Source organism: Streptococcus sp. UBA4344 (assembly GCF_002393675.1).
GTDB classification, from domain to species: domain Bacteria; phylum Bacillota; class Bacilli; order Lactobacillales; family Streptococcaceae; genus Streptococcus; species Streptococcus vicugnae.
Map to the genome: position 1 here is coordinate 12541 of NZ_DGTE01000047.1, position 22440 is coordinate 34980.

Annotated in this window: 22 protein-coding genes and 1 tRNA gene; 3 read left to right on the forward strand and 20 right to left on the reverse strand. The window is 37.0% G+C overall.

Annotated elements, in window-relative coordinates; all coding sequences use genetic code 11:
* Positions 1-299: 299 nt before the first annotated feature.
* The 14 genes from infB to B4D49_RS09190 all read right to left on the reverse strand — a co-directional run bounded on the left by infB (position 300) and on the right by B4D49_RS09190 (position 15466).
* Positions 300-3023, reverse strand: coding sequence for a translation initiation factor IF-2 (gene infB, locus B4D49_RS09125; protein ID WP_286784171.1), 2724 nt, complete (start codon positions 3021-3023; stop codon positions 300-302).
* A 19-nt stretch (positions 3024-3042) separates the two neighbouring features.
* Positions 3043-3345 (reverse strand): YlxQ-related RNA-binding protein, encoded by a 303-nt coding sequence (locus B4D49_RS09130; RefSeq protein ID WP_132869159.1) that lies wholly within the window; start codon positions 3343-3345, stop codon positions 3043-3045.
* Positions 3338-3634, reverse strand: a complete 297-nt coding sequence (rnpM, locus tag B4D49_RS09135; protein ID WP_074482634.1) for an RNase P modulator RnpM — start codon at positions 3632-3634, stop codon at positions 3338-3340. The genes B4D49_RS09130 and rnpM overlap by 8 nt, the downstream gene beginning before the upstream one ends.
* A gap of 18 nt (positions 3635-3652) precedes the next feature.
* Positions 3653-4822, reverse strand: coding sequence for a transcription termination factor NusA (gene nusA, locus B4D49_RS09140; protein WP_286784190.1), 1170 nt, complete (start codon positions 4820-4822; stop codon positions 3653-3655).
* 89 nt (positions 4823-4911) lie between these two features.
* Positions 4912-5409: a ribosome maturation factor RimP gene (gene rimP, locus B4D49_RS09145; protein WP_074482633.1), complete on the reverse strand. Its 498-nt coding sequence runs from the start codon at positions 5407-5409 to the stop codon at positions 4912-4914.
* A gap of 203 nt (positions 5410-5612) precedes the next feature.
* Positions 5613-7553: a hypothetical protein gene (locus B4D49_RS09150; RefSeq protein WP_286784172.1), complete on the reverse strand. Its 1941-nt coding sequence runs from the start codon at positions 7551-7553 to the stop codon at positions 5613-5615.
* A complete protein-coding gene (locus B4D49_RS09155) occupies positions 7550-9775 on the reverse strand; it encodes a glycosyltransferase family 2 protein (RefSeq protein ID WP_286784173.1) in 2226 nt (741 codons plus the stop codon). The genes B4D49_RS09150 and B4D49_RS09155 overlap by 4 nt, the downstream gene beginning before the upstream one ends.
* Complete coding sequence (locus tag B4D49_RS09160) at positions 9762-10829, reverse strand: bifunctional glycosyltransferase family 2/GtrA family protein (RefSeq protein WP_199544778.1); 1068 nt, start codon at positions 10827-10829, stop codon at positions 9762-9764. The genes B4D49_RS09155 and B4D49_RS09160 overlap by 14 nt, the downstream gene beginning before the upstream one ends.
* A gap of 5 nt (positions 10830-10834) precedes the next feature.
* Entirely contained in the window at positions 10835-11860 is a 1026-nt protein-coding gene (locus B4D49_RS09165) for a sensor domain-containing diguanylate cyclase (RefSeq protein ID WP_132869219.1), read from the reverse strand.
* 224 nt (positions 11861-12084) lie between these two features.
* Positions 12085-12153 (reverse strand) — tRNA-Ile (locus B4D49_RS09170).
* Between the two features lie 45 nt (positions 12154-12198).
* Positions 12199-12837, reverse strand: coding sequence for a tRNA (guanosine(46)-N7)-methyltransferase TrmB (gene trmB / locus B4D49_RS09175; RefSeq protein WP_039695961.1), 639 nt, complete (start codon positions 12835-12837; stop codon positions 12199-12201).
* Positions 12837-13634, reverse strand: a complete 798-nt coding sequence (gene ccrZ / locus B4D49_RS09180; RefSeq protein ID WP_414717977.1) for a cell cycle regulator CcrZ — start codon at positions 13632-13634, stop codon at positions 12837-12839. The genes trmB and ccrZ overlap by 1 nt, the downstream gene beginning before the upstream one ends.
* 69 nt (positions 13635-13703) lie before the next feature.
* Positions 13704-14738, reverse strand: a complete 1035-nt coding sequence (locus tag B4D49_RS09185; protein ID WP_286784174.1) for an ABC transporter permease — start codon at positions 14736-14738, stop codon at positions 13704-13706.
* Between the two features lie 2 nt (positions 14739-14740).
* A complete protein-coding gene (locus B4D49_RS09190; RefSeq protein WP_286784175.1) occupies positions 14741-15466 on the reverse strand; it encodes an ABC transporter ATP-binding protein in 726 nt (241 codons plus the stop codon).
* 63 nt (positions 15467-15529) lie between these two features.
* Between B4D49_RS09190 and B4D49_RS09195 the strand changes: the two genes are divergently transcribed.
* The gene (locus B4D49_RS09195) at positions 15530-15949 is read left to right on the forward strand and encodes an HIT family protein (RefSeq protein ID WP_132869662.1); all 420 of its coding nucleotides are present in this window, start codon (positions 15530-15532) and stop codon (positions 15947-15949) included.
* Positions 15946-16254, forward strand: a complete 309-nt coding sequence (locus B4D49_RS09200) for a hypothetical protein (protein ID WP_132869663.1) — start codon at positions 15946-15948, stop codon at positions 16252-16254. The genes B4D49_RS09195 and B4D49_RS09200 overlap by 4 nt, the downstream gene beginning before the upstream one ends.
* Positions 16255-16331: 77 nt before the next feature.
* Here the strand turns inward: B4D49_RS09200 and brpA are convergent, their stop codons facing one another.
* From brpA to B4D49_RS09230, 6 genes are all read right to left on the reverse strand, one after another.
* Entirely contained in the window at positions 16332-17456 is a 1125-nt protein-coding gene (gene brpA, locus B4D49_RS09205) for a biofilm formation/cell division transcriptional regulator BrpA (protein ID WP_286784176.1), read from the reverse strand.
* 10 nt (positions 17457-17466) lie between these two features.
* The gene (locus tag B4D49_RS09210; protein WP_286784177.1) at positions 17467-17979 is read right to left on the reverse strand and encodes a GNAT family N-acetyltransferase; all 513 of its coding nucleotides are present in this window, start codon (positions 17977-17979) and stop codon (positions 17467-17469) included.
* Entirely contained in the window at positions 17972-18415 is a 444-nt protein-coding gene (tsaE, locus tag B4D49_RS09215; protein ID WP_132869666.1) for a tRNA (adenosine(37)-N6)-threonylcarbamoyltransferase complex ATPase subunit type 1 TsaE, read from the reverse strand. The genes B4D49_RS09210 and tsaE overlap by 8 nt, the downstream gene beginning before the upstream one ends.
* Before the next feature lie 176 nt (positions 18416-18591).
* Entirely contained in the window at positions 18592-20013 is a 1422-nt protein-coding gene (locus tag B4D49_RS09220; RefSeq protein ID WP_132869667.1) for an NCS2 family permease, read from the reverse strand.
* Positions 20014-20117: 104 nt separating this feature from the next.
* Entirely contained in the window at positions 20118-20717 is a 600-nt protein-coding gene (locus B4D49_RS09225; protein ID WP_199544766.1) for a DUF1361 domain-containing protein, read from the reverse strand.
* Between the two features lie 104 nt (positions 20718-20821).
* On the reverse strand, positions 20822-21406 hold the full coding sequence (locus tag B4D49_RS09230) for a hypothetical protein (RefSeq protein WP_199544764.1): 585 nt from the start codon (positions 21404-21406) through the stop codon (positions 20822-20824).
* Between the two features lie 87 nt (positions 21407-21493).
* Between B4D49_RS09230 and B4D49_RS09235 the strand changes: the two genes are divergently transcribed.
* Positions 21494-22309: an HAD family hydrolase gene (locus B4D49_RS09235; protein ID WP_286784178.1), complete on the forward strand. Its 816-nt coding sequence runs from the start codon at positions 21494-21496 to the stop codon at positions 22307-22309.
* Positions 22310-22440: the final 131 nt, after the last annotated feature.

A 22440-nucleotide genomic window follows, 5' to 3' on the forward strand; every position in this document is an offset into this window, starting at 1 on the left:
AACGTTTAGGCAAGATACTATAGTGCTTGCCGTATTCTCGTTGGAGATTTTAGTCTCATAGAAAATGGAGCGTTTCGACGTCTAAAACTTTCAGTCGATTATACTGAAAGTTTTAGACTAGTGTAACGTTTAGGCAAGGCACCATAGTGCTTGCCGTACAAGTATTAGTGGCTTCAGCCACAATACTTGGCGCAGTAGTTGAGTGGATTCTAATACGCTGATAAATCAGCTTTTACAACCCTACTCAACCGTGCGGGGGTAAGACGGCGAACCTGCTTTTTGGGGTTCTGTCTTACTCCCTAACGTTTAATTTCTTCCATAACGTAAGCTTCGATAACGTCATCAACTTTAATATCGTTGTAGTTTTCAATCATCAAACCACCTTCTTGGCCGTTTCCGATTTCTTTAACGTCATCTTTGAAGTGTTTAAGACTAGCAAGTTTACCGTCGAAGATAACAACACCGTCACGGATGACACGTGCGCTAGCATCACGAGTAATCTTACCACTTGTAACCATGAATCCACCGATTGTACCAACTTTAGATACTTTAAATGTTTCACGGATGATAGCTTCACCGATGATTTTTTCTTTGTATTCAGGGTCAAGCATACCTTTCATAGCATCTTCAACTTCTTCAATAACTTTATAGATAATTGAGTGAAGACGAATATCTACTTCATCAGTTTCAGCTTGTTGACGTGCTTGTGGTGTAGGACGTACGTTAAATCCAATGATGAAGGCGTTTGAAGCTTCCGCCAAAGTAACATCTGATTCATTGATAGCACCTACAGCTGAGTGAACAACTGAGACTTTAACACCTTCAACATCAATCTTAAGAAGTGATGCAGCAAGGGCTTCAACAGAACCTTGTACGTCGGCTTTGATGATGACATTAACAGTCTTAACTTCACCAGCTTTAAGTGTGTCAAAGAGGTTTTCAAGACTAACACGTTGTGTAACTTGACGTTGTTTCATCAAAGCACGTTTAGCACGTTCTTCACCAGCTGCACGTGCAGCTTTTTCATCTTCATAAACAGCGAAGTGGTCACCAGCCATAGGAACTTCATTCAGACCAGTAATTGATACTGGTGTTGATGGTTCAGCTACTTTAACACGACGTCCAAGATCATTAACCATGGCACGTACACGACCGAATGTGTTACCTACAACGATTGGGTCTTGAACATGAAGGGTACCTTGTTGAACAAGAAGTGTTGCAATAGCACCTTTACCTTTATCAAGACGAGCTTCGATAACTGTACCGATAGCACGAACTGTTGGGTCAGCTTTCAATTCTTCCATTTCAGCAACAAGAAGAACTGTTTCTAGCAATTCATCAATGTTTTTACCGAATTTGGCTGAAATTTCAACGAATTCACAATCACCACCCCAAGCAGTTGAGATGATTCCGTGTTCTGCCAATTCACCAATAACACGTTCTGGGTTAGCACCTGGTTTATCAATCTTGTTGATAGCAACGATGATTGGTACACCAGCGGCTTTAGAGTGGTTAATAGCTTCAACTGTTTGAGGCATAACACCATCATCTGCGGCAACAATCAAGATAGTGATATCTGTGATTGACGCACCACGTGCACGCATAGATGTAAAGGCCGCGTGTCCTGGTGTATCAAGGAAAGTAATTTTCTTACCATTTTCAACAATTTGGTAAGCACCGATATGTTGAGTGATACCACCAGCTTCGCCTGTAGCGACACGTGAATTACGAAGAGTATCAAGAAGGGTTGTTTTACCGTGGTCAACGTGTCCCATGATTGTTACGACAGGAGCACGTTCAACCATTTTATCAGGGTTGAGGTAACCTTCATCTGCGAAGAAGCGTTCAATATCAGCTTCATCGACTTCGACTTTTTTATGTGCTTCAATACCGTAATCAACCATCAACAATTCGATTGTATCGCTGTCGAGGGATTGGTTTTGAGTTGCCATAACACCCATCATGAAGAGTTTTTTGACGATTTCAGCTGGTTCGCGTTTAATACGTTTTGCGATTTCAGCGACTGTCATGCCTTCAGTGTATTCAAATTCTTTAGGTAATTCGTGGAACTTACGCTCAGTTACAGGTTTTGGAGCGTTGTTACGATTGTTATGTTTACCTTTTTTGTTTTTCTTGTTATTATTCCAGTTACTATTTCTTTGATTTCTCACTTGGTTTTGATTATTCCAGTTTTTTCTATTCTTGCGTGGTCCATCTTCATTATCACGTTCATAATCACGTGATTTTTCAGGACGTACTTGTTTCTTACGACGTTTATCAACAGCCGGCGCTGCTTGTTCTGCAACTACATGTTGAGGTGCAGGCGCTGCAGGTTTTGCTGCTTTTGCTTTATGCTCTTCAGCCTTAGCTTTAGCATCCACACGAGCTTTATGTTCTTGCTCTTTTACTGCCTTTGCTTTACGCTTAGCTGATTCTTTTTCGTGAATGCGATTTTCGCTTTGACGAGAGTACTCAGCATTTTGTTCTGCTTTCAATGCAGCTGCACGTGCCTTGAAATCGATACGTGGCTTAGCTGATTGATTGCGATCATTTCGTTGATCTCTCTGGTGATTATCACGCTGCTGATCTCTTCGATTATGATTTTGAGAATTGCGATCGCGTTGCTTGCGATTATTTTGGGCATTCTCTTGTCTGTCACGATTTGAACGAGTGTCGCGTCCTTGATTGTTATTGCGCTTTTTATCGCCGCCTTTAGCCCGTTTTTCAGCTTCAGCCTTAGCACGCGCTTCACGTTCTGCCTTGAAATTACGGCTTTGAGGTTTTGCAGGAGCTGCCTTAGGAGCTTCCACAACAGTTTTCTCAACTGCTTTTTCTACTTTAGCTTTTGCTGCAGCAAGTTTAGCATTGCCCGAGAATTTTGCCGCAATTCGTTTGGCATCAGATTCTTCAACGCTAGAAGAATGGCTCTTCACATCAAGTCCTAATTCTTGAGCATACTCAACAACCTCTTTGCTTGACTTGCCCAGTTCTTTAGCGATTTCATATAATCTTTTCTTTGACAATTGATGTCCTCCTATTCTGTTAGTTCATAAGAGTCCTCATTTTCTTTGAAAATCCAGCGTCTGCTATGGCAACCACTTTACGTGGTTTACCAAGCGCAGCACTTAATTCCAGTGTGTTAAACACTGTGGAGACTTCTACTTTGTAATAATGACTTTTATCAGTTGTTTTCTTTGTCAAATTATCACCAGCATCATTTGCTAGAAAAACAAGCTTAGCTTTTCCAGTCTGGATAGCCTTAATGACCAATTCTTCTCCAGAAATTACTTTTCCTGCACGCTGTGCTAGTCCAATTAAATTTGACAATCTTTGGTGGTTATTCAAGACCTAACTCTCTTCTTTTGACTTTGTGATCTACGTAAGCAATCAATTCATCATAAAACGATTCAGGAACCTCCATTGAAAAGCTACGGTTAAAGACGCGTTTTTCTTTGGCTTGAAGCGCTTCTGCGTTATCAAGTTTAATATAAGCTCCACGGCCATTTTTCTTACCAGTTGGATCGATAAAAATCTCTCCTTCTTTGTTTTTGACGATGCGAAGTAAATCACGTTTATCAATCACTTCACCTGAAACAACTGATTTTCTTAAAGGTATTTTACGTGTTTTAGCCATGAAACACCTCTATCTTTCTTATTCTGCGTCGTTTGCTACAACTTCTGTATCAGCAGATTCAACAACTTCCTCAGCTGGTGCTTCATGTGCTTCACGTTCAGCTTCAAGGGCTTCATATTCTGAAGCAGATTTAATGTCGATACGGTAGCCAGTCAAGTGAGCAGCCAAGCGAACGTTTTGTCCACGACGACCGATAGCAAGTGATAATTTGTTGTCAGGAACAACAACTGTAGCACGTTTACTGTCTTCTTCGTCGAAAAGAACCATGTCTACTTCAGCTGGTGCAATAGCGTTATAGATGAATTCTGCTGGATCTTCAACCCATTGGATAACATCAATGTTTTCTTCAACAGGAACTTCAACACCAGCTTTAGCATCATAACGTTTTGGATGGAATTTACTGATAACTTTTTTAATGTTGCTTCCACCACGACCAACGATTGTACCGATAGCGTCAACATTTGGATTGTGGCTACGAACAGCAACTTTTGTACGATCTCCAGCCTCACGTGAAACACTCATGATTTCAACTGTTCCATCAAATACTTCAGGAATTTCTTGTTCCATGATACGTTTGATAAATTGAGGGTGGCTACGACTTACAAAGACGTTAACACCTTTTGGATTGTTTTCAACTTTGTAGACGTAAACTTCGATACGGTCATGTGATTTCCATGTTTCACCAGGAATTTGATCTTGGTGTGACAATTGAGCTTCAAGTGAACCAAGGTTAACATAGATGAAACGTTGGTCAAAGCGTTCAACTGTACCAGTCATGATTTCGCCTTCGTGTTGTTTGTACTCATTGTAAGTCACTTCACGGATTTGACGACGCATTTTTTCCATGATTGTTTGTTTAGCTGACTGAGCAGCAACACGACCAAATTCAGCAACAGATTCTTCAAAACGAATTTTGTCACCTAGTTCGTAAGCTGAACTAATTTTTAATGCATCTGACAAACTGATTTCTAGACGACTATCAAAAACTTCTTCAACAACTTCACGAACAGTGTAGACTTTAAAGTCTCCTTTTTTGTCGTCGAATTCAATAACACATGATTCAGATTGACCATAACGACGTTTATATGCTGATTTCAAAGATTCTTTGACAGCGTCGATGATATCGTCTTTGTTAATGTGTTTTTCTTCTTCCAAAATACGGAAGGCTTCTAGCATTTCTTTGCTCATTTTTTTCATTGCTCTACTGGATAAGTAGAGCGTAATCCTTTCGTTTATATCTAAGTAAAATCAGATTGTAGTTTGTTAATGTGGTTTGACTACAATTTCACTGCCAAACGCGCTTTTGCAACTGTCGAATATGGAATTTCAACGGTTTTCTTGCGTGTTTTGTCCAAATAATCAATTGTCAATGTGTCACCATCAAAAGCAACAAGGTCTCCTTGGAATACCTTAATTTTATCGATAGCTTTGTAAAGACTCACATTGACATAAGAACCTACAGCCTTTTCAAGGGCTTCTTTAGTCTTCAACGGACGCTCTAAACCAGGGCTAGACACTTCCAACATGTATTGTTCAGGAAATGGATCTGGTTTGATGCCATCAAGTAGAGGACTGATAATTTCTGTTAATTCAGCTGTATCATCTACTGTAATTCCTTCAGGTTTATCAATCAAGATACTAAGGACATAATCGCTGCCCATTTTTTCGTACTCAACATCAACCAATTCGAACGGATCTTTAATAGCAGGTGCAACAGCTTCAGTAACCAATTCAATGATTGTATTTGCGTTTGCGATAAGAATCCCCTCCTTCATCTATCAAAATTAAAATAGAAAGTTCATCACATTGGCTAGCTTATAAGCAGACCAACGATATTAGTAGAATGCTTAACACCAAAATGATATTAAGCACACACAAGAGGCGAAGTTACAAACTCCGCCTCCTTCTACTTATTTTATATTATAGTAACATAATTTGATGTCCTTGACAAGTCAAAAGCTTATTAGACTAGGAAAAATCATCCTTTACCAGAAAGAATATCTGATGTTTTGTAAACTCCTGGAGCATACGTCCGTCCAAAAAGTTTCTTAGTCAAAGCATTGAAAGTGTAGTGATCATCCAAAATCACCACTTCATCGTAAGTCTTCAATAAGGCAATGAAATCTTTATCTGTGAAGTTAAAATCATCTCTAGCTTCAATATTTTCATTCCAAAGGTAGTAACTTGTTGCATTATCATTATAAGACTTCATCAAATCTAAGAATTCTTTATCTGCTGAGACAAAATTTTCCCTAGCATCAACATTAACATCCCAAAGATAATAACGACTAGCATATTGAACAAAGAAACTATCTACATGTTCTTTATCAGCTGTTACAACAAGAATTCGTTTTTTCGTTGAATTCATGTTATTTCCAGTGAGCTTGTGAAGCTCTTTAGAAACCTTATTCGTTTCTTGATTATTATTAAAGACAATGCTGTTGTTTTCAGATAACAACATTCCCACTGCGTAAACTGTTAATCCCAAAGTTGCGTATTGGTACAAGCGTTTATTCCACAAGCTCTTATAGGATTTGGCATTACGTTGACTAATGGTTTGTTCATAAAGGGATTTGTCCATTTCCCAAGCAAGTGCCATAACCAGATAACCAAAAGCAAAGATAACCATACTTGAAGCATAGCGTTCAAAACCAGCTAACTCTAAAGCCTCATCTGTCGGCATAGCTGTTAGATACATCAAGAGAATACTAATATAGTAAGTCACAATGGAAATATCAATAAACAACCATGTAACCAAAACATTCTTGATATGTTTTAAGCGAATACCAATAATAATAAAGGCAACCAATAAAATCAAGTTAAGGATAATAATGCCCTGCGTTGATAAGCTATTAATATCAAAGATTGATTTAACAAAAAGATTGATAATCTTTTCTGGTACTCCAGCAACATGACCTGATAAAATTTGCCTTAAATCTGTCATTGAAACAGCATGCTTAGCACTAGCCGCGTCAGGGAAATTATTAGACACATGCTTTTGCCAAATAATAAACGGTAAGAAGCTTGCTACCAAAGTGAAAATCATCATGGCTAAAGCCTTCAATCGTGCTCTTCTACGAATAAACAAGCGTATCATGCATGCAATGTAAACCACTAAAGCTAGAAAAGCAAAGAACAATCCACTGACCTTGACAATGCTCAACATTTCTAGAATAACTGCCGTATGAAGCGACATCATCCAGAAGCGATTACGATAGGCAAAACAACCCGCTATCGCAGCCAAAGCTAGCACTGGTAACAAGAAATCCACCAACAAGTTATTCAATCGAATGGCTACATTAAACGTATTAAAGACTGCAAATGATGCAAATACCATAGCAACCATCAGAACGCGACGTTCATCACGCAATGCTCCAAACATGGCATAAAGGCAGGAAGCAATTAAGAAGAATTGCCCAACAAGCATACTTCCTTCTGAGAAACCAACAATAGTCGTAAAGAAATAAATAAAGAGTGAGCTACCAACAGGATAAGTATAATAACTAATAATCGTATCATACTGCGTTGGAAGAGCGTTATTGATGTGGAAGAATTTTACAATCGTTGCCCAATGGGTAAAATTATCATAATGCAAGATTGGAGAATTCCAAAGTGTCACTCCAAACAAAAGCAAATAAAGCATCATCCCAATGGCAATGTAATCTAGCTTACGGAATTTTATTCTTTTCTTCCAGATATTCCACAGATGATAAAGACTTAAGAGACAACCAACAACGGATATAGCATAAACCGTCTCTAGCATCTCGCCAACTAAACTACCAAGATGTAAAATCAAGGTAATAAATGAGAAAGTGAAAACCCACGTCAAGCGACGATTCATCTTCAAAGCATTTCGGAAAAAGGCATCATAACCCATGGTAATAGCAAAGAATAAAAGTAATCTCAAAATCGATATCATACTTTTTCCCTCCATTCATTTGCTAAAGCTTTAAAAGCAGGTAATTTTTCCAGAGTTGGAAGATTCACCACTTGGTAGAGTGACTCATCTCTATCAATATCGTAAGAGACAAAGGCAAGCTTGAAGAACATGTCATGATAGATAAAGTCAACTATTGGCTTTCTGCGCGGATTTTCTAATTGCCCAGAAAAAGTCATATAATAATAATTCGTCTTTCTAAGTTGACGTTTTATGCCGTTGTATTCAACATCCTCATTTAGACGCACTTTTGGTAAGGCAATTTGGTCGTATGCTGAAACTGGACGTTCATTACTTTGGAAACGTCGGTTAAAGTTTTCAAGCAAATCATCCCAAGTTGTCATCCAAGAATCCTTATGCGTTGGCAAATTGTGATTGATACGGTCGTAAATGTATTGATAAAATTCACGAATATCAGCTAGTTCAACCTCAGTGAATTGCACTCCATATCGCCAGCCATTTTCACCCACCACAACACGAACCACATATCCTTTTGCAGTCGCACGATAATTTCGCGATTGCAAATGAAGTGTTATCTCTTTTGTTTTTGGTAAATAAAGTGGCAAGTTAGAGCTAAAGGAAATTCCTGTTTCTGAAATATCACAAACCCTAACTTGGTAAGACTCTCCATCAACATCGATAGTCATCGGTTCATCAACAATAAAACGTTCGCTTGATCGATAAATTGGACGACCAATCGCACAGAAAATAGCAAATGTCAAATTAACAATGTGATAAAAGAGCCAGAAACTAATGATACTACCATAGAAAAGTTCCGAACCAAATTTACCATAGTTAAAGGTTACTAGACCATACATAGCAAGCAGCCATAAAATCGCATAAGGAATAGCATACAAGTACAAAGTCCATGAAGAATCATTTCCTTTTCGAGTAACCTTAAATTTCTTTTCACTAATCCCAAAGGATTCCATCATCAAAGGAATGACCAAATACGGTGCAAAAATCGTTTCAACAATTTCACCCCATACTTGTGTTCGATAGTCTTTTGAAACTTCACGCATTGATAAACGTGTCAAGGCGTAACTTGGCAACCAGAAAAAGAAGAGCAACCAAATATTTGACACTACAACACGCACATGAAAGACAGTGTACAAAATCGGAGCCAAGATATATAACAAACGTCTAAAGAATGACCACCAATAAAGATAACCATTGATATAAACCAAACGTTGCCCCTTCGTCAAATTTTTATTGAAGAAGACATTCATGTTATAACTACTTCTGATAACCCCACGTCCCCAACGAACGCGCTGTTTGATAACACTCTTTAAGTCAGTTGGCGTTAAACCACTAGCCATTGGATTTTTAGTTGAATAATTGACGTAACCTGCTGCATTCATTCGAACACCAAGTTCAAAATCCTCAGTAATGGTATCTGTCGGAAATCCACCAACATCTTCAATAGCCTTACGAAAAATAACTGTATTAGACCCAGTATAAACCGCTGCACCACGCGCATTGTTAAAAACGTTGATTTCTTTTGAGAAGAAATCTTGTTCATTCGGCAAAGTTTCTTCTGAGAAAAGATTGTATTGGAAAATATCCGCATTGTAAAAGCTTTGTGGAGTTTGAATCAACCCAATTTTTGGCTTGTCATAATGATCGCCTCTTTCGTAAGCTTCAACCTGCTCAATGAAATATGGCACAGCTTCCATCAAAAATTCACGGTATGGAATCATATCCGCATCAAAAGTTGCCACAAGCGGAGCTGATGTTTTGCTAAGCGCATTATTATAGTTTCCTGATTTGGCATCTTTATTATCAGATAAACCAAAATAACCAACACCAAGTTCTTCTGCGATTTTAGCAACTGCTGGACGATTGGTATCATCACAGACAAAGATGCGAACCTTTGATTTGTCAGGATAATCTAAGTAAGTACAGGCATTAATGGTCTTGTAAAGCAAATCAGGGTCTTCATTATGCGTGGCAATCAAGACATCAACATCAGGATAACGGTCATAAGAAATCTCTGGTTTTTCCAGTTCAAAATTCTTCTGCTTGTTTAAAATCAGAATATAACCTGTAATCGCCGAAACCACTTCACTCAGCCACAATAGCAGACCAAAAATCAAAGCAAACCAAGAATCATGCCACGGAATTGTTGCTAGCAAGCGCCAAGTCAAGTAAAAGATTGTGGTGAGAAAGGCGGCAATATACAGTAAGTTTTTAAGCTTCTTCATTTCCACCTCCACTAAAGACTAAGTGCTTTTGAACAAAATAGCTAACGAAGAAGAGTGCCCCATCAACAACAATTTTCACAATTGAGATTGGAACAGCTGTCAAAGCATTTCCGACAAGGGTTACCAAAAGACTTGATAACATGATTTGTACAACAACCAAGATAAAATACTTAACCGCACTACTTGCCTTACCCTTCTTGAAAACAACCTTGTGATTTAAAATATAATTCACAACTGATGAAATGGCACGTGCTAAAACCGAAGCAAGGGTTACCGCACTGAGACTGAGACCATTAAAGAGTGAAATCAAAATCGTAAAAGCAACAATATCTACTAAGAATGAGAATAGTGATGAAAAAATATACTTAAAGAATACCTTATAAATGCGAAGTGAATCACGAATAACATCAAAGTGTGAAGATTGATTTTCATCAAGATAGATAGTCGCAATACCGACTTCACGAATAGGAATACCACCTTCTTTAGCCGCTAAAAGCATATTCATCTCAAATTCATAACGTTCCCCCTCGACCCCGAGCATTCTTTCTAACCAGCTAGCTGGTAAGACACGAAGACCAGTTTGAGTATCAGAAACCTTCATACCAGTAAAAGCATCTAAAACATCACGAGTCAATAAATTACCAAATTTACTACGAAGCGGAACAGAGTTTTCGAATTTTCTAACCCCAAGCACTAAGCTCTCTGGATATTTTAAAAACTCATCTAGACATTTTAGGGTATCTTCATAAGTGTGTTGACCATCTGAATCAATGGTTACAATACCTTTAGCTTGTGGTAAATGTTCAATAATGTATGAGATGGCTGTTTTTAAAGCTCGACCCTTACCTTTATTTTCAGAATGCGTCAATAAATGACAAGCATATTTTTCTTTAGCTTCATCAAATAGAGCTTTATAATCTGGTCCACTGCCATCATCGACAAGAACAATTTCAAAAGGTTTATCTTCTCGTAATCGAATATCTCTCAATAACTCTAACATACGATGATCAGGTTCAAAGGCAGGAATAACAATAACAAGATCTTGATAAATCATAAGCCTTATCCTTTCTGATTTTTATCACGATACATTCTCTCATCAGCACATGCACAAAAATCAACAAATGTCTTATGTGCTTCATAAGAATCTGTATAGGAACCGAGCGAAGCCGTTACAGGCATATCTTTTACCATCATCTCAATCTTAACAAGATTGATCAAAAAATCTGCCTGTTGTTTCGTAACCCCCGAAAGTAAAACTGCAAATTCATCACCACCAAGCCGTGCAACTACAGCATTTTCTGGCATAACCTTAGTTAATAACTCACCATATTCAATTAAAATCTGGTCCCCACGAGCATGACCATAAATGTCATTAGCCTCTTTAAATTTATTCAAATCAGACATGATAACCGTAATCTCTTCAGTCTTGTTAAGAACACATTCGTCAAAAGCAAGCTCGATATAACGGCGGTTATGGACCTGAGTTAAAACATCCTCATAAGCCATCTTTTGCATTGCTAATTCTTGTTTGCGCTGCTCGGTGACATCGACAACGATTGAAAAAGCTCCAATAATTTTCTTGCGACGATTATAAATCGGTGAAAACATATTTTGCCAATAAAGTGTCTTACCATCATATTCGATAGTATCTAAGGACGTAAAAGTCTCACCTTTCAGTGCTCTATCGACATTAGCTTTTAGCTCTGCTGATCTTTCAGCATCTAAATGCCGTAGCGGACAATCACCAATCTTTGGAGTGAATTTAAAGATTTCTTGCATCAGACGAATATCATTTCGATTGATAGCCATAAAACGATAATTCAAATCAAGAGCATACATATTGATGTCATCAGAACTTTCAAGAATAAAGTAGGACAACATGTGCCGTCTTCGACCTATATAAGAGGCGAATATAACTACACCCAATACAACAATCGAAACAATTAACTTTACAGGATTTTCATGGTTAACTACAATCTCATCATAAGCCAAATTAAGCATCAAGTTAAAAGCGATTAAAGCCCCAAGATAGGTCAACCAGCCTTGATACTTATATAATAATTCTTTTACTCTACCTAAAAGCATACAGCCTCACTATTCTAAGCAAGCTCTAAATCACTTGCTAATATCACCTAAATAACGTTTTCTAACAACATACCACCATTAACTCTAGTGAGTTTTCCTTTTCATAATGCAATTGATTTTATATTACTTGACAATTAAAATCTTTAAAGATGCAAAAAACGCCCCAAAAAACAGTTGAACTTGTTTTCAAAACCAAAGGACGTTTTATTATATTCAATTGTGTAAGGAGAGGAAGGGAATCGAACCCCTAAAAGCCTAAGCATTTCTTACGCCTATCCACTAAGTACCTCTCCAAAAGAAGATTAGTCGCCTAACTTCTTTTTGCTAACATTAGCTGTTTACTGAAACTGTGCTTCCACACGATAAATGACTTGACCTTTTTTAGAAAATTTCTCTTCATATTCAGTCATGACATTTCCTTCAAAATCACTAGCATGTAAGTCTAACCAAACTTGTTTTAAAATCATGCCATATTGTGAGAAACTTGCCAAACTGTATTCGAACAAGCCACGGTTATCAGTTTTGAAGTGAATTTCACCATGTTCCGGTAAAATTTGACGATAAGTGTCTAAAAATGTTTTATAAGTCAAACGACGTTTTTCGTGACGCTTTTTAGGCCATGGATCTGAGAAATTCAAATACATCAAATCAATTTCGCCATCCGCAAAATAATTTGTCAAATCAGAACCATCAACTAGCAACAAACGAACATTTGGTGCTTGACTATCTAAAACTTTATCCAAAGCGTAGCTAAGTACTGATACTTGAATGTCAATTCCGATATAGTTAATATCTGGATTTTGCAAAGCCATTCCTGTAATGAATGCTCCTTTTCCTGAACCAACTTCGATGTGGATTGGGTTATCATTACCAAAGACTTCACGCCAATGACCTTTTGCTTCTTCTGGATTTAAGATAACATAGTGTGGGTTATTTTCTAAGTGCTCCTCAGCACCCTTACGTTTTCTAACTCGCATTATTTCTTTTTACTAACTAACTCCCTAAATTTTCGTAAGCCGTAAATTTCTTGGTTGACATGTTCCATATCTCGCTTATCAAAGCATTTCAAAATTTGTGAAAGATATGAAAATTGTCCGTACCAAGCAACTTTACTGCGTACTTTTTCATTGTCTTTATAGCCATAATAATTCAACCACTCACCCCAACGTGTGTAAGGAATATAGTGACTCAAAAGAAAGGCTACGTCGTACATTCGATCTGTCAAACGAACAGAATCCCAGTCAACAAGATAAATCATACCACTTGTTGTAATGACCCAGTTACTGTGCTTGATATCTCCATGTACAATGGTCGCAACTTCAGAACGAAATTCTGGCAAGCTACGTTTTAATTCTTTTACAATACCTTGCAAATAAGTATTTTCACGAATTTGCAATGGTGCATTTTTTTCCCAGTCAACCAATAAATCATACGGATTTTCAATCTTATAGTTTAACTGTAGTAATTGATTAACCAATGGTCGTGACTTGTGTAAACGCAAAAGAATATGGACAATTTGTTTACTACCCATATCCTCTTTAGTCAAAATTCTTCCATCAAGCCATTCCTGTGCACTCATTGTATCGCCATTACCTGTACGTCGCACCCACAATAATTGCGGAGCAATCTGCTCTTTAGCAAGAGCTGGTAAAATTGGTGTCGTGTTAAACTTGATAAAGATTTTTTCACCGTTTGGATATTGACCAATAAAGGCTTTACCACTTTTACCTCGAAGTGGTGCCATTGTCAATTCCTGATCTGATACTGTTGTCACCTGTCTGCCCTCCTTTTCTTTCCTATATAATACGATTCGTCACTTTTTATTTTACTTGTTTTACAGTTCCTAGTCAATCATCTTCGCAATTTTGTAAGGAAGATAACATTCTGTAACAATTATTGTAATCAAAATAAGAAGCCCTGCTGCTTTCAAAGAAAAGCATAGCAACAATTCAATCATACAAATCAAATAAGACAAACGTTTCAATAAAGCTTTTAAATTAGCCATTTTCTGCATTTCTGAAATAGGGTATAAGCGTGTTAAATATTGATATTCAAAATGTCTACCAAGTCCTAATAACTGAAAGAGTAAGAGATAATTAAAAATCAAAGCAAGCCCTGCTGCTACTAAATGATTCGGAATAACAACCAAGGCTAAAATGCTTAGAAGTACCAAACGTAAGGTCAGTGCTAAATAATCCGAACTTCGAAGGAAAGCTCGCAAATATAAATTTGACCAAGTTTTATCATGACGTTTTTTAACCAAACCAAGAATCTTATCTAAGTAAGCGCGTCGTTTGACACTAGCAGAAATTCCTTTAACTGTTGTAAAGAGAGCAAAGAATTTTAAGATAGCTTGACGGCGCTTATTTTCATAAGTAATCGCCGCCTCCCAAGAAAAATATCCATCTCTAAAAAAGACTTTTTCTTTTCTCAGCATGATAAACCACTTAATACCAATCAGCACTAACAAAAGTGCAGCAAAAACTGGCACTGTTACGCCCAACTTAAAGAAAATTGGTGCTAAAAGTAGCAAAACAGCCGTTTGTAAAAATGCCCAAATTCCAAAAGAACGAATTCTTGCCAGATGAATCCAAGCAACCACTTCTTGTTCCTTAGGCAGGTAAAATAACTTATCTGGCGCTTCAATATAAGTCGCAATTCTCCCAAGACTAAGCAGAAGAACTGTCACAATTACCAGAATCACGTCAATCCAGATTGTCTGCTTTGGAAAATGTTTTAGCAATTCCCCGTATTGGACCATTAAGAACCCTGATAAAAACAACAAAACCAGTACAAAATGATCATTCAATACATAACGTAAGTATTTCAGACATTGCCCTAAAAAAAGACTACGTCGTTTAAGAAAAACTTCTTTCATCTCTATCCCTCTTTAGTTAAAGCCATATAAATGCCATTTAGACTAGCATCTGGCTGATCAAAAGCTTGACGCAATTCAGCCAAATTTCCCATAGCACGTACTTGTCCATGATGTAAAATCACAAAACGATCACACATCTTTTCAGCAGCATCTAAAACATGTGTTGACATTAAAATAGCTTTTCCCTTAGCCTTTTCTTGTGCTAACAAATCAGTCAGGTCAGAAATTGCCAACGGATCTAATCCCAAGAACGGTTCATCAACGATAAATAAATGAGGATCAATCATAAAGGCACAAACAATCATAACCTTTTGCTTCATCCCTTTTGAAAAATTAATCGGAAACCAATCCAATTTATCAGACAAACGAAAAAGCTCTAATAATTCTTTTGCACGCGCCATTGCTTGTTCAAAGTCAAGATCATAAGCCATAGCCACCGTCTCTAGATGCTCACGCAGAGTCAACTCTTCATATAGACTTGGTGTTTCAGGAATAAAACCAATTTTTTTACGATAGTCTGCTTGATTATCAGCCAAAGTCAAACCATCCAAAGTAATTTGTCCTTGATATGGTGTCAAAAGTCCGATAATTTCATTAATAGTTGTTGATTTTCCTGCACCATTAAGTCCAATCAAACCAACTAACTCACCATCAGAAACTTCAAATGAAATATTTTTTAAAACAGGGATATTAATGTATCCACCTGTGACATTTTCAATTTTTAACATAAGATACCCACATTTTTTTGATATAATAATTATAACAAAATCAAAGGATTATAGGTGATTCAAATGGAAAATTGCATCTTTTGTAAAATTATCGCAGGTGACATTCCGTCATCAAAAGTTTATGAAGACGATAAAGTCTTAGCTTTCTTAGACATTTCACAAACTACTAAAGGACATACACTCCTTATTCCAAAAGAACATGTTAAAAACGTCCTTGAAATGTCAGAAGAAACATCACAAGAACTCTTTGCACGTTTACCAAAAGTTGCGCGTGCTGTTCAAAAAGCAACAGGTGCAGTTGGGATGAATATCGTTAACAACAACGAAGAAATTGCTGGACAAACTGTTTTCCATGCTCACGTTCATCTTATTCCACGTTATGCCAAAGATGATGAATTTGCCATCAACTTTACAGAACATGAACCAGATTTCGAAGCTCTTGGAAAATTAGCAGAGCAAATTGCTAAAGAGGTAGAAGCATGAAATTAAGCCGTCTTGTCGCATTTGGCCTTGCAAGCTGCGCTGGTTTTGCAGCCTACAAAACTTACCAAAAACGCGATGAAATCAAAGCAGATATTGCTGACGCTAATGAAATCAGTGACAAAATCGCTGAAGATATCACAAAAATTCATCATACTATTGACGATATCAATCAGCAATTGCCAAAACTTCAAAGCATTAGCCAAGAATTAGATTATAAACGTCGCTTATTTGAACAAGAAACAAATAGTCGACTCGAACAAATCAAAACAACTTTGGCAAAATATCAAGAAAGTGATCAATCATAAAAAGAGCTAGGATTTTTCCAAGCTTTTTTATTCAAACTAAATAATTAAAAAGCCGACCAAAGGTCGGCTTTTTAATCTTAATATGGGTAAGCAGCATCTTCTGAGTATGTATCAGTTATGTAATCACTGTAGCCATCACTGCTATAATCGCTGTAGCTACTGTAATCAGAACTATAACCATATCCTGATGTACCATAAAGGTTCTCAGAAAGAACAGCTGTTGTTTTTAGTTCGGTACTTTCCTCTAAGCCAAGTTGTTTCTTGATGCGGTTTTGCACTTCAAGCAAATGATCTGAACTTACAATTTGATAAGAAATTTCATTAATTGTTTGTCCTTCACCCTCTAATTGATAAGTTTCGATATTTTTAAGAGAGTCCGCATAGCCAAGAAGACTTGGAATAGTACTTGATGAAATCTCAACGTTTGTCTGCATGTTCTTACTTACAGCAGAAAGAATCTTCTTGTATGACGATACACTATCAAGCGCTAAAATCTTCTTAAGAACTTTTTGAATAACTTCGCGTTGACGTTGTTGACGACCATAGTCTCCCTTTGGATCTTGGTGACGCATACGTGCGTAAACCAAAGCTTGGTCACCATTAATTTTATGAGTTCCTGGTTCAACTGAAGATGTATAATCTGGCTCTGTTTCTTCAATTGAAATAGGGAAATCAAAATTGTTGGTTACTGTAATACCACCAACAGCGTTAACCAAATCAACAAGACCTTGCATATTGATTTGCATATAATAGTCAATCTTAATATCCAACAAATCCTGAATAGTCATGATAGCCATTTGAGCCCCACCTGAAGCATAAGCTGCGTTCAACTTAGCTTGAGCGCCATTCATATTATTATCTTCAGGACCAGTCAATTCAATTAGAATATCACGTTCAAGACTAGTCATCGTCGTTGTTTTTGTTTTAGGATTAACAGTTACCAAAATCATTGAGTCACTGTTACCTTCCCAAGTTGATTGACGTTCAGAATCTCCTGTATCGACCCCCATCAAAAGAATTGAGAAAGGTTTTGTCTGTTTGATAGCATTGCTGCTTGAACCAGACGTTTTGTAATCTTTAAACGTTTTTGAGAGCTCACTTGTTGAAAAACTGTAAGCACTTGTAATATAAACACCTAATGCAACAATTGTTGTTACAAAGATTGCTGCTATCATGAGCAGTATTTTTTTTCCGAGTTTCATTTGTTTACTTTTAGTCTATCAACCTACTCATCAAGTAGACGTCAAGAAATTCTCCATCTTTAGTTTTTGCGCCACGTTCCTTAGTAGCTTCAATCTTAAAACCGAACTTTTCATAAAGGTGAACAGCTCTGCTATTTCTAGCTTGAACTGTTAATTCCAAACGACGAATCACTGGCGTGTGGCAAGCCCAGTCAAGAGCAACTTCCATAAGAAGCGAGCCAAGACCATATCCCCAATATTTTTCTTGAACAGCAATAAAAATATCACCAATGTGATTTGTCTGCGGTGAGCTAGTACTAGATATATTCAAAACACCAGCTAACTCATGACCAACTCTTACTACCAAACAAATTTCATTAACAGATGCAAGATGTCGCTCCAAAAAGATTTCCATATCCTTTTGCGACAAAAGCGTCTCTGCAACAACAAAATCTGTCTCTAAGCTAACTTGCTTAAGCAAGTTAGCTAAAGCTTTGGCATCAGTAAGCTGTGCTTCTTCAGCGATTACCTCTTGTTCAGCCACGTTCTACAGCCTCCAGAAGCTCCTTACTTCGTGGGCCATTAGATTGTAACTCTATGTCACGACCATCTCCTGAAGGAGTGATAATGATTTCTAAGTAATCGCCGAGTAAATCCTCTTCTAAAAGTTCACCCCATTCAATCACGGCAACACCATCGCCATACAAGAAATCATCCAGATCAATAGAATCTGGGTCATTTCCGATACGGTAAACATCTAGATGATAGAGCGGTAAACGCCCCTCGTATTCCCGAACAATCGTATAGGTAGGACTCTTAATCATCTGATCGATATCAAGCCCTTTTGCGATTCCTTTAGTTAATGTCGTTTTACCAGCACCAAGAGTTCCTGTTAACACCAGAACATCTCCTGCTTGTAACTTTCGACCGAGCTGATAACCATATGCCATCAACTCATCTTCATTATGACTATAAAACATGAGTCCATTATATCAAAATTCTGCTTACCTTCCAAGTCTCGCCAGTTTTTCACAAGTGGTTTTATAAAAAAATTTTTAAAAAGTCAACCAGGCCAAGACTTACAGCATGTTTTATGTATAAAAAAGCTGAAGGCGAGAGAACTTTTACCTTCAGCTTTTTGTCAAAAACTATATTTTTATAAAATTGCCAAGCTAACAAAGTTAAGAATAAACAAGAAGTCTAGAATCCACATAATAGCGTGAACTTCTTTTGCTTGACCTTTTACAATTTTAACCAATGTGTAAGTGATGAATCCAGCAGCGATACCATAAGTAATGCTGTAGCTAAATCCCATGAAGATTGATGTAAAGAATGCTGGAACTGCTTCACCAAGATCGTCCCATTTAACATTTTTAAGGTTTGAAAGCATCATAACACCAACGATGATAAGGATAGGTGCTGTTGCTTGTGTAGGAACGATTGAAACAAGTGGACTAAAGAAGCTTGAAATAGCAAAGAGAACAGCTACAACAAGAGCAGTCAAACCAGTACGACCACCAGCACCGATACCTGCTGCTGATTCAACGTAAGTTGTTACGTTTGAAGTACCTGCAATCGCACCTAATGTTGTACCAACCAAATCAGAATAAAGGGCACGGTCAAGTGATTTAGATTCTTTATTTTCACCAGTTGTGGCAACAATACCAACTTTTTCACCAGTACCAACAAGTGTACCAATTGTATCAAAAATATCTGTCAATGAGAAAGCAAGAATTGCCATCAAGACACCTGGAATACGTGAAGCATCTGAGAATAATGAACCAAGACCTTGACTACCAAGAGCTACACCAAAGATTTCTTTCAAATCATTGATTGAAGCAGACAAGTTAGTTGCAGCCCAGTTAACTGAACCAAGATCAACAACACCAATCAAAATACCAACAACTGTAGTTGCAGCAATTGAAAGGATAACACCACCACGAATTCCTTTAACGATAAAGAAGATTGAGATAGCAAGACCAATCAAAGCAAGGATAACACCTGGTGTGTTAAAAGCGACCAAACCTGGTGTAGCTGATGCGTTAGCTGTAATTGAAGCAAGACCTTTATCAGCACCAGTCCCAGCTACCGTATAAGTACCAGCATCGATAGAGAATTTCAAGAAGCCGGCATTTTTAATACCAACATAAGCAAGGAAAATACCAATACCAGCTGAAATAGCTGATTTCAATGCTGCTGGGATTGATTCAATAATCAATTTACGAACTTTAGTTACTGTAATAACAAGTGAGATAAGTCCGCAGATGAAGACCATCGCAAGAGCTTCTTGCCAAGAGTAACCTAGTGAAAAGACAACTGTATATGTGAAGAAGGCGTTAAGTCCCATACCTGGTGCTTGTGCATATGGAAGATTAGCGTAGAAAGCCATCATCAATGTACCAACGACAGCACCAATAATTGTGGCAAGGAACACACCTTGGGCAGGCATTCCAGCTTGTGAAAGGATTGATGGGTTAACAAACAATACGTATGACATTGCAAAGAATGTTGTTAAACCAGCAGTTACTTCTGTACGAACATCTGTACCATGTTCTTTAAGTTTAAAAAACTTTTCCATTTTTAAATGGTTTCTCCTTTAATAAGGTTAATAATAGTCGCTTTTTCTTCTATTTCCGAACGACTTATATATTTTATCAAAAGATCGTTCAGTTTTCAATAACTTTATTTAAAATTTTCACGATCTAAAAAGATAAGACATAAAATCTGTAAAAAAGTAAAGCCAAGCACGAAATGAATAGCGTTCCAGCTAATGACATTTAAGATTTCATCAATGACAAGACCTGGTCTAGTAAAAATATCCCAAGAATTTAATCGTGCATAGCGTCCAATATGAATCGCGAAACTCGAAACAAAAGATAGGATTGCAATAAAAAACATTCGGATATAATAATTTTTGATTTTAAAAGTCACCACAATGTTCTTAACACTTTCAATCCCACATAAAACTCCAAATAAAATACTAGACACGTACAACATGTACAAAATCAAGCTAGTTTTATTCCATAAAACCGAATCCGTAAAGTTCATATGAACAATATCTGTCAACATATAAAAAGTGTTCGGGTAAAAAAACAACCATAAGAGACTACTTGCCCCTCTCACCACTTTTTGTTTTGTAAAATAAGAAAGGAGTGAAAAATCAAGAGCAAGTAGCGCCAGAAACATATTCCAAACCAGATCCGGACCTCGCAAATGATAATAATAAATACCAAACGAAATGATTCCAAAAAAGATATGAATCATAACATTCTTTTTAACCATATCTTCTCCCCCTTTCTTAAAGCTTATTATAGCAAAAAAGCATTGAAATTACCCTTAAAAGCAAGTAAAGGAGATGAGAAACTCTCACCTCCTTTTGACTTCTATCAATCATTATCAAGTACGACAAACATCATTACTTGAACAACCATTAAACCGATAATAAATGGCATATTAATCGTCGATAATGCTTTGGCTGCTTCTTCAAAAATATTCAAATGCTGATTAACAATAACCTTCCAAGTAATTCCCAATGTTCGGAGTACTTGAAATAGCAAACTAGCAAAAAAAGCTACTCCCATCACAAAGAATACTTGAATGTATTGATTTAATTTCAAAGGTTTTAAAATCATTCGTAAACTCAAAGTTCCTGCAACCAATGAAAAAACAAGAACTGCTAGGTAAATCATAAACGATGTCATACCATCTGATGACCATAAAACCGATGTTGCCCATGATGTATCTGCCACACTGAACAAAACATTTAAGTTATTTGGGTAGAAAAAGCACCACAAAACAAATGCAGCTACACGTAACACGATATGTTTAAAATAAAAAAAGAAAAATCCCATTTCCACTGTTAACAACGAAAATAGCACATCATTCATAAGACCATCACTATTTGCATGGAAAAACGTAATGCTCAAAATAATTCCTAAAGCAAAGACATGACTCCAAAAAATTTTATACATTAACTTGTAACCTCATTTTTTATTAAAACCATTATACCATAATACTTTTCTTTTTCTTTGCTAGTCTTTTTTGTTATAATAACACCTATGACAAAGAAAAAAATGATTGCTCTTGATTTGGATGGAACACTACTGCGTAGTGATAATACCATTTCAGATTATACTGTTAATACCATTAAAAAAATACAAGAAAAAGGTCACAAGGTCGTTATTGCGACAGGTCGCCCATACCGTATGGCTCTTGAGCACTACAGCCGCTTACAACTTGAGACACCTATGATCACCTTTAACGGTTCCTTGACACACCTTCCCGAAAAAAAATGGGACTTTGAACACAGCGTCACTATCGATAAACAATACCTGCTTGATGTCCTAGACATCCAAAAAAGTATCCAAGCAGACTTTATCGCTAGTGAATACCGTAAAAAATTCTTCATCAGTGCCGATAATCACGACATCATCAATCCACAACTTTTTGGTGTCGATAAAATCACCGATAAAATGACACTTGATGTAACAAAAATTACCGAAAATCCAAATGGTCTTTTGATGCAAACTCATCACGAAGACAAATATGCTCTTGCCGATGAAATGCGCAAATACTTCAACCACGAAATCGAAATTGATTCATGGGGAGGACCGCTTAATATCTTAGAATTCTCACCTAAAGGCATCAACAAAGCTTACGCCCTCAAACATCTGCTAAAAACACTAAATATGGACAAAGATGATTTGATTGCCTTTGGTGATGAGCACAACGACACTGAAATGCTTGCTTTAGCAGGAACTGGTTATGCTATGAAAAATGCAAGCGATGTTCTCCTACCATTTGCTGACAAACAAACAGACTTCACCAATGAAGAAGACGGTGTTGCGAAAGAATTAGCGAAAATTTTTCTATAAATTTCTGAAAAACTTCTTTTTAGGAAGTTTTTTCTTTTTTTCATCGTTTTCAAAACATTTTCATAAATCCCACAATAATCATAACGCATTATCCGAACGTTATTTTGTGTTTTATCCAATTTAATCGCTTT

What these genes read in the sequence shown, in the direction of transcription:
- rnpM (WP_074482634.1), bottom strand. Translation starts at nt 3,634, where the DNA reads ATGGCTAAAACACGTAAAATACCTTTAAGAAAATCAGTTGTTTCAGGT.
- nusA (WP_286784190.1), bottom strand. Translation starts at nt 4,822, where the DNA reads ATGAGCAAAGAAATGCTAGAAGCCTTCCGTATTTTGGAAGAAGAAAAA.
- rimP (WP_074482633.1), bottom strand. Translation starts at nt 5,409, where the DNA reads ATGAAGGAGGGGATTCTTATCGCAAACGCAAATACAATCATTGAATTG.
- B4D49_RS09150 (WP_286784172.1), bottom strand. Translation starts at nt 7,553, where the DNA reads ATGATATCGATTTTGAGATTACTTTTATTCTTTGCTATTACCATGGGT.
- B4D49_RS09155 (WP_286784173.1), bottom strand. Translation starts at nt 9,775, where the DNA reads ATGAAGAAGCTTAAAAACTTACTGTATATTGCCGCCTTTCTCACCACA.
- B4D49_RS09160 (WP_199544778.1), bottom strand. Translation starts at nt 10,829, where the DNA reads ATGATTTATCAAGATCTTGTTATTGTTATTCCTGCCTTTGAACCTGAT.
- B4D49_RS09165 (WP_132869219.1), bottom strand. Translation starts at nt 11,860, where the DNA reads ATGCTTTTAGGTAGAGTAAAAGAATTATTATATAAGTATCAAGGCTGG.
- trmB (WP_039695961.1), bottom strand. Translation starts at nt 12,837, where the DNA reads ATGCGAGTTAGAAAACGTAAGGGTGCTGAGGAGCACTTAGAAAATAAC.
- B4D49_RS09185 (WP_286784174.1), bottom strand. Translation starts at nt 14,738, where the DNA reads ATGAAAGAAGTTTTTCTTAAACGACGTAGTCTTTTTTTAGGGCAATGT.
- B4D49_RS09190 (WP_286784175.1), bottom strand. Translation starts at nt 15,466, where the DNA reads ATGTTAAAAATTGAAAATGTCACAGGTGGATACATTAATATCCCTGTT.
- B4D49_RS09195 (WP_132869662.1), top strand. Translation starts at nt 15,530, where the DNA reads ATGGAAAATTGCATCTTTTGTAAAATTATCGCAGGTGACATTCCGTCA.
- B4D49_RS09200 (WP_132869663.1), top strand. Translation starts at nt 15,946, where the DNA reads ATGAAATTAAGCCGTCTTGTCGCATTTGGCCTTGCAAGCTGCGCTGGT.
- brpA (WP_286784176.1), bottom strand. Translation starts at nt 17,456, where the DNA reads ATGAAACTCGGAAAAAAAATACTGCTCATGATAGCAGCAATCTTTGTA.
- tsaE (WP_132869666.1), bottom strand. Translation starts at nt 18,415, where the DNA reads ATGTTTTATAGTCATAATGAAGATGAGTTGATGGCATATGGTTATCAG.
- B4D49_RS09220 (WP_132869667.1), bottom strand. Translation starts at nt 20,013, where the DNA reads ATGGAAAAGTTTTTTAAACTTAAAGAACATGGTACAGATGTTCGTACA.
- B4D49_RS09225 (WP_199544766.1), bottom strand. Translation starts at nt 20,717, where the DNA reads ATGGTTAAAAAGAATGTTATGATTCATATCTTTTTTGGAATCATTTCG.
- B4D49_RS09230 (WP_199544764.1), bottom strand. Translation starts at nt 21,406, where the DNA reads ATGTATAAAATTTTTTGGAGTCATGTCTTTGCTTTAGGAATTATTTTG.
- B4D49_RS09235 (WP_286784178.1), top strand. Translation starts at nt 21,494, where the DNA reads ATGACAAAGAAAAAAATGATTGCTCTTGATTTGGATGGAACACTACTG.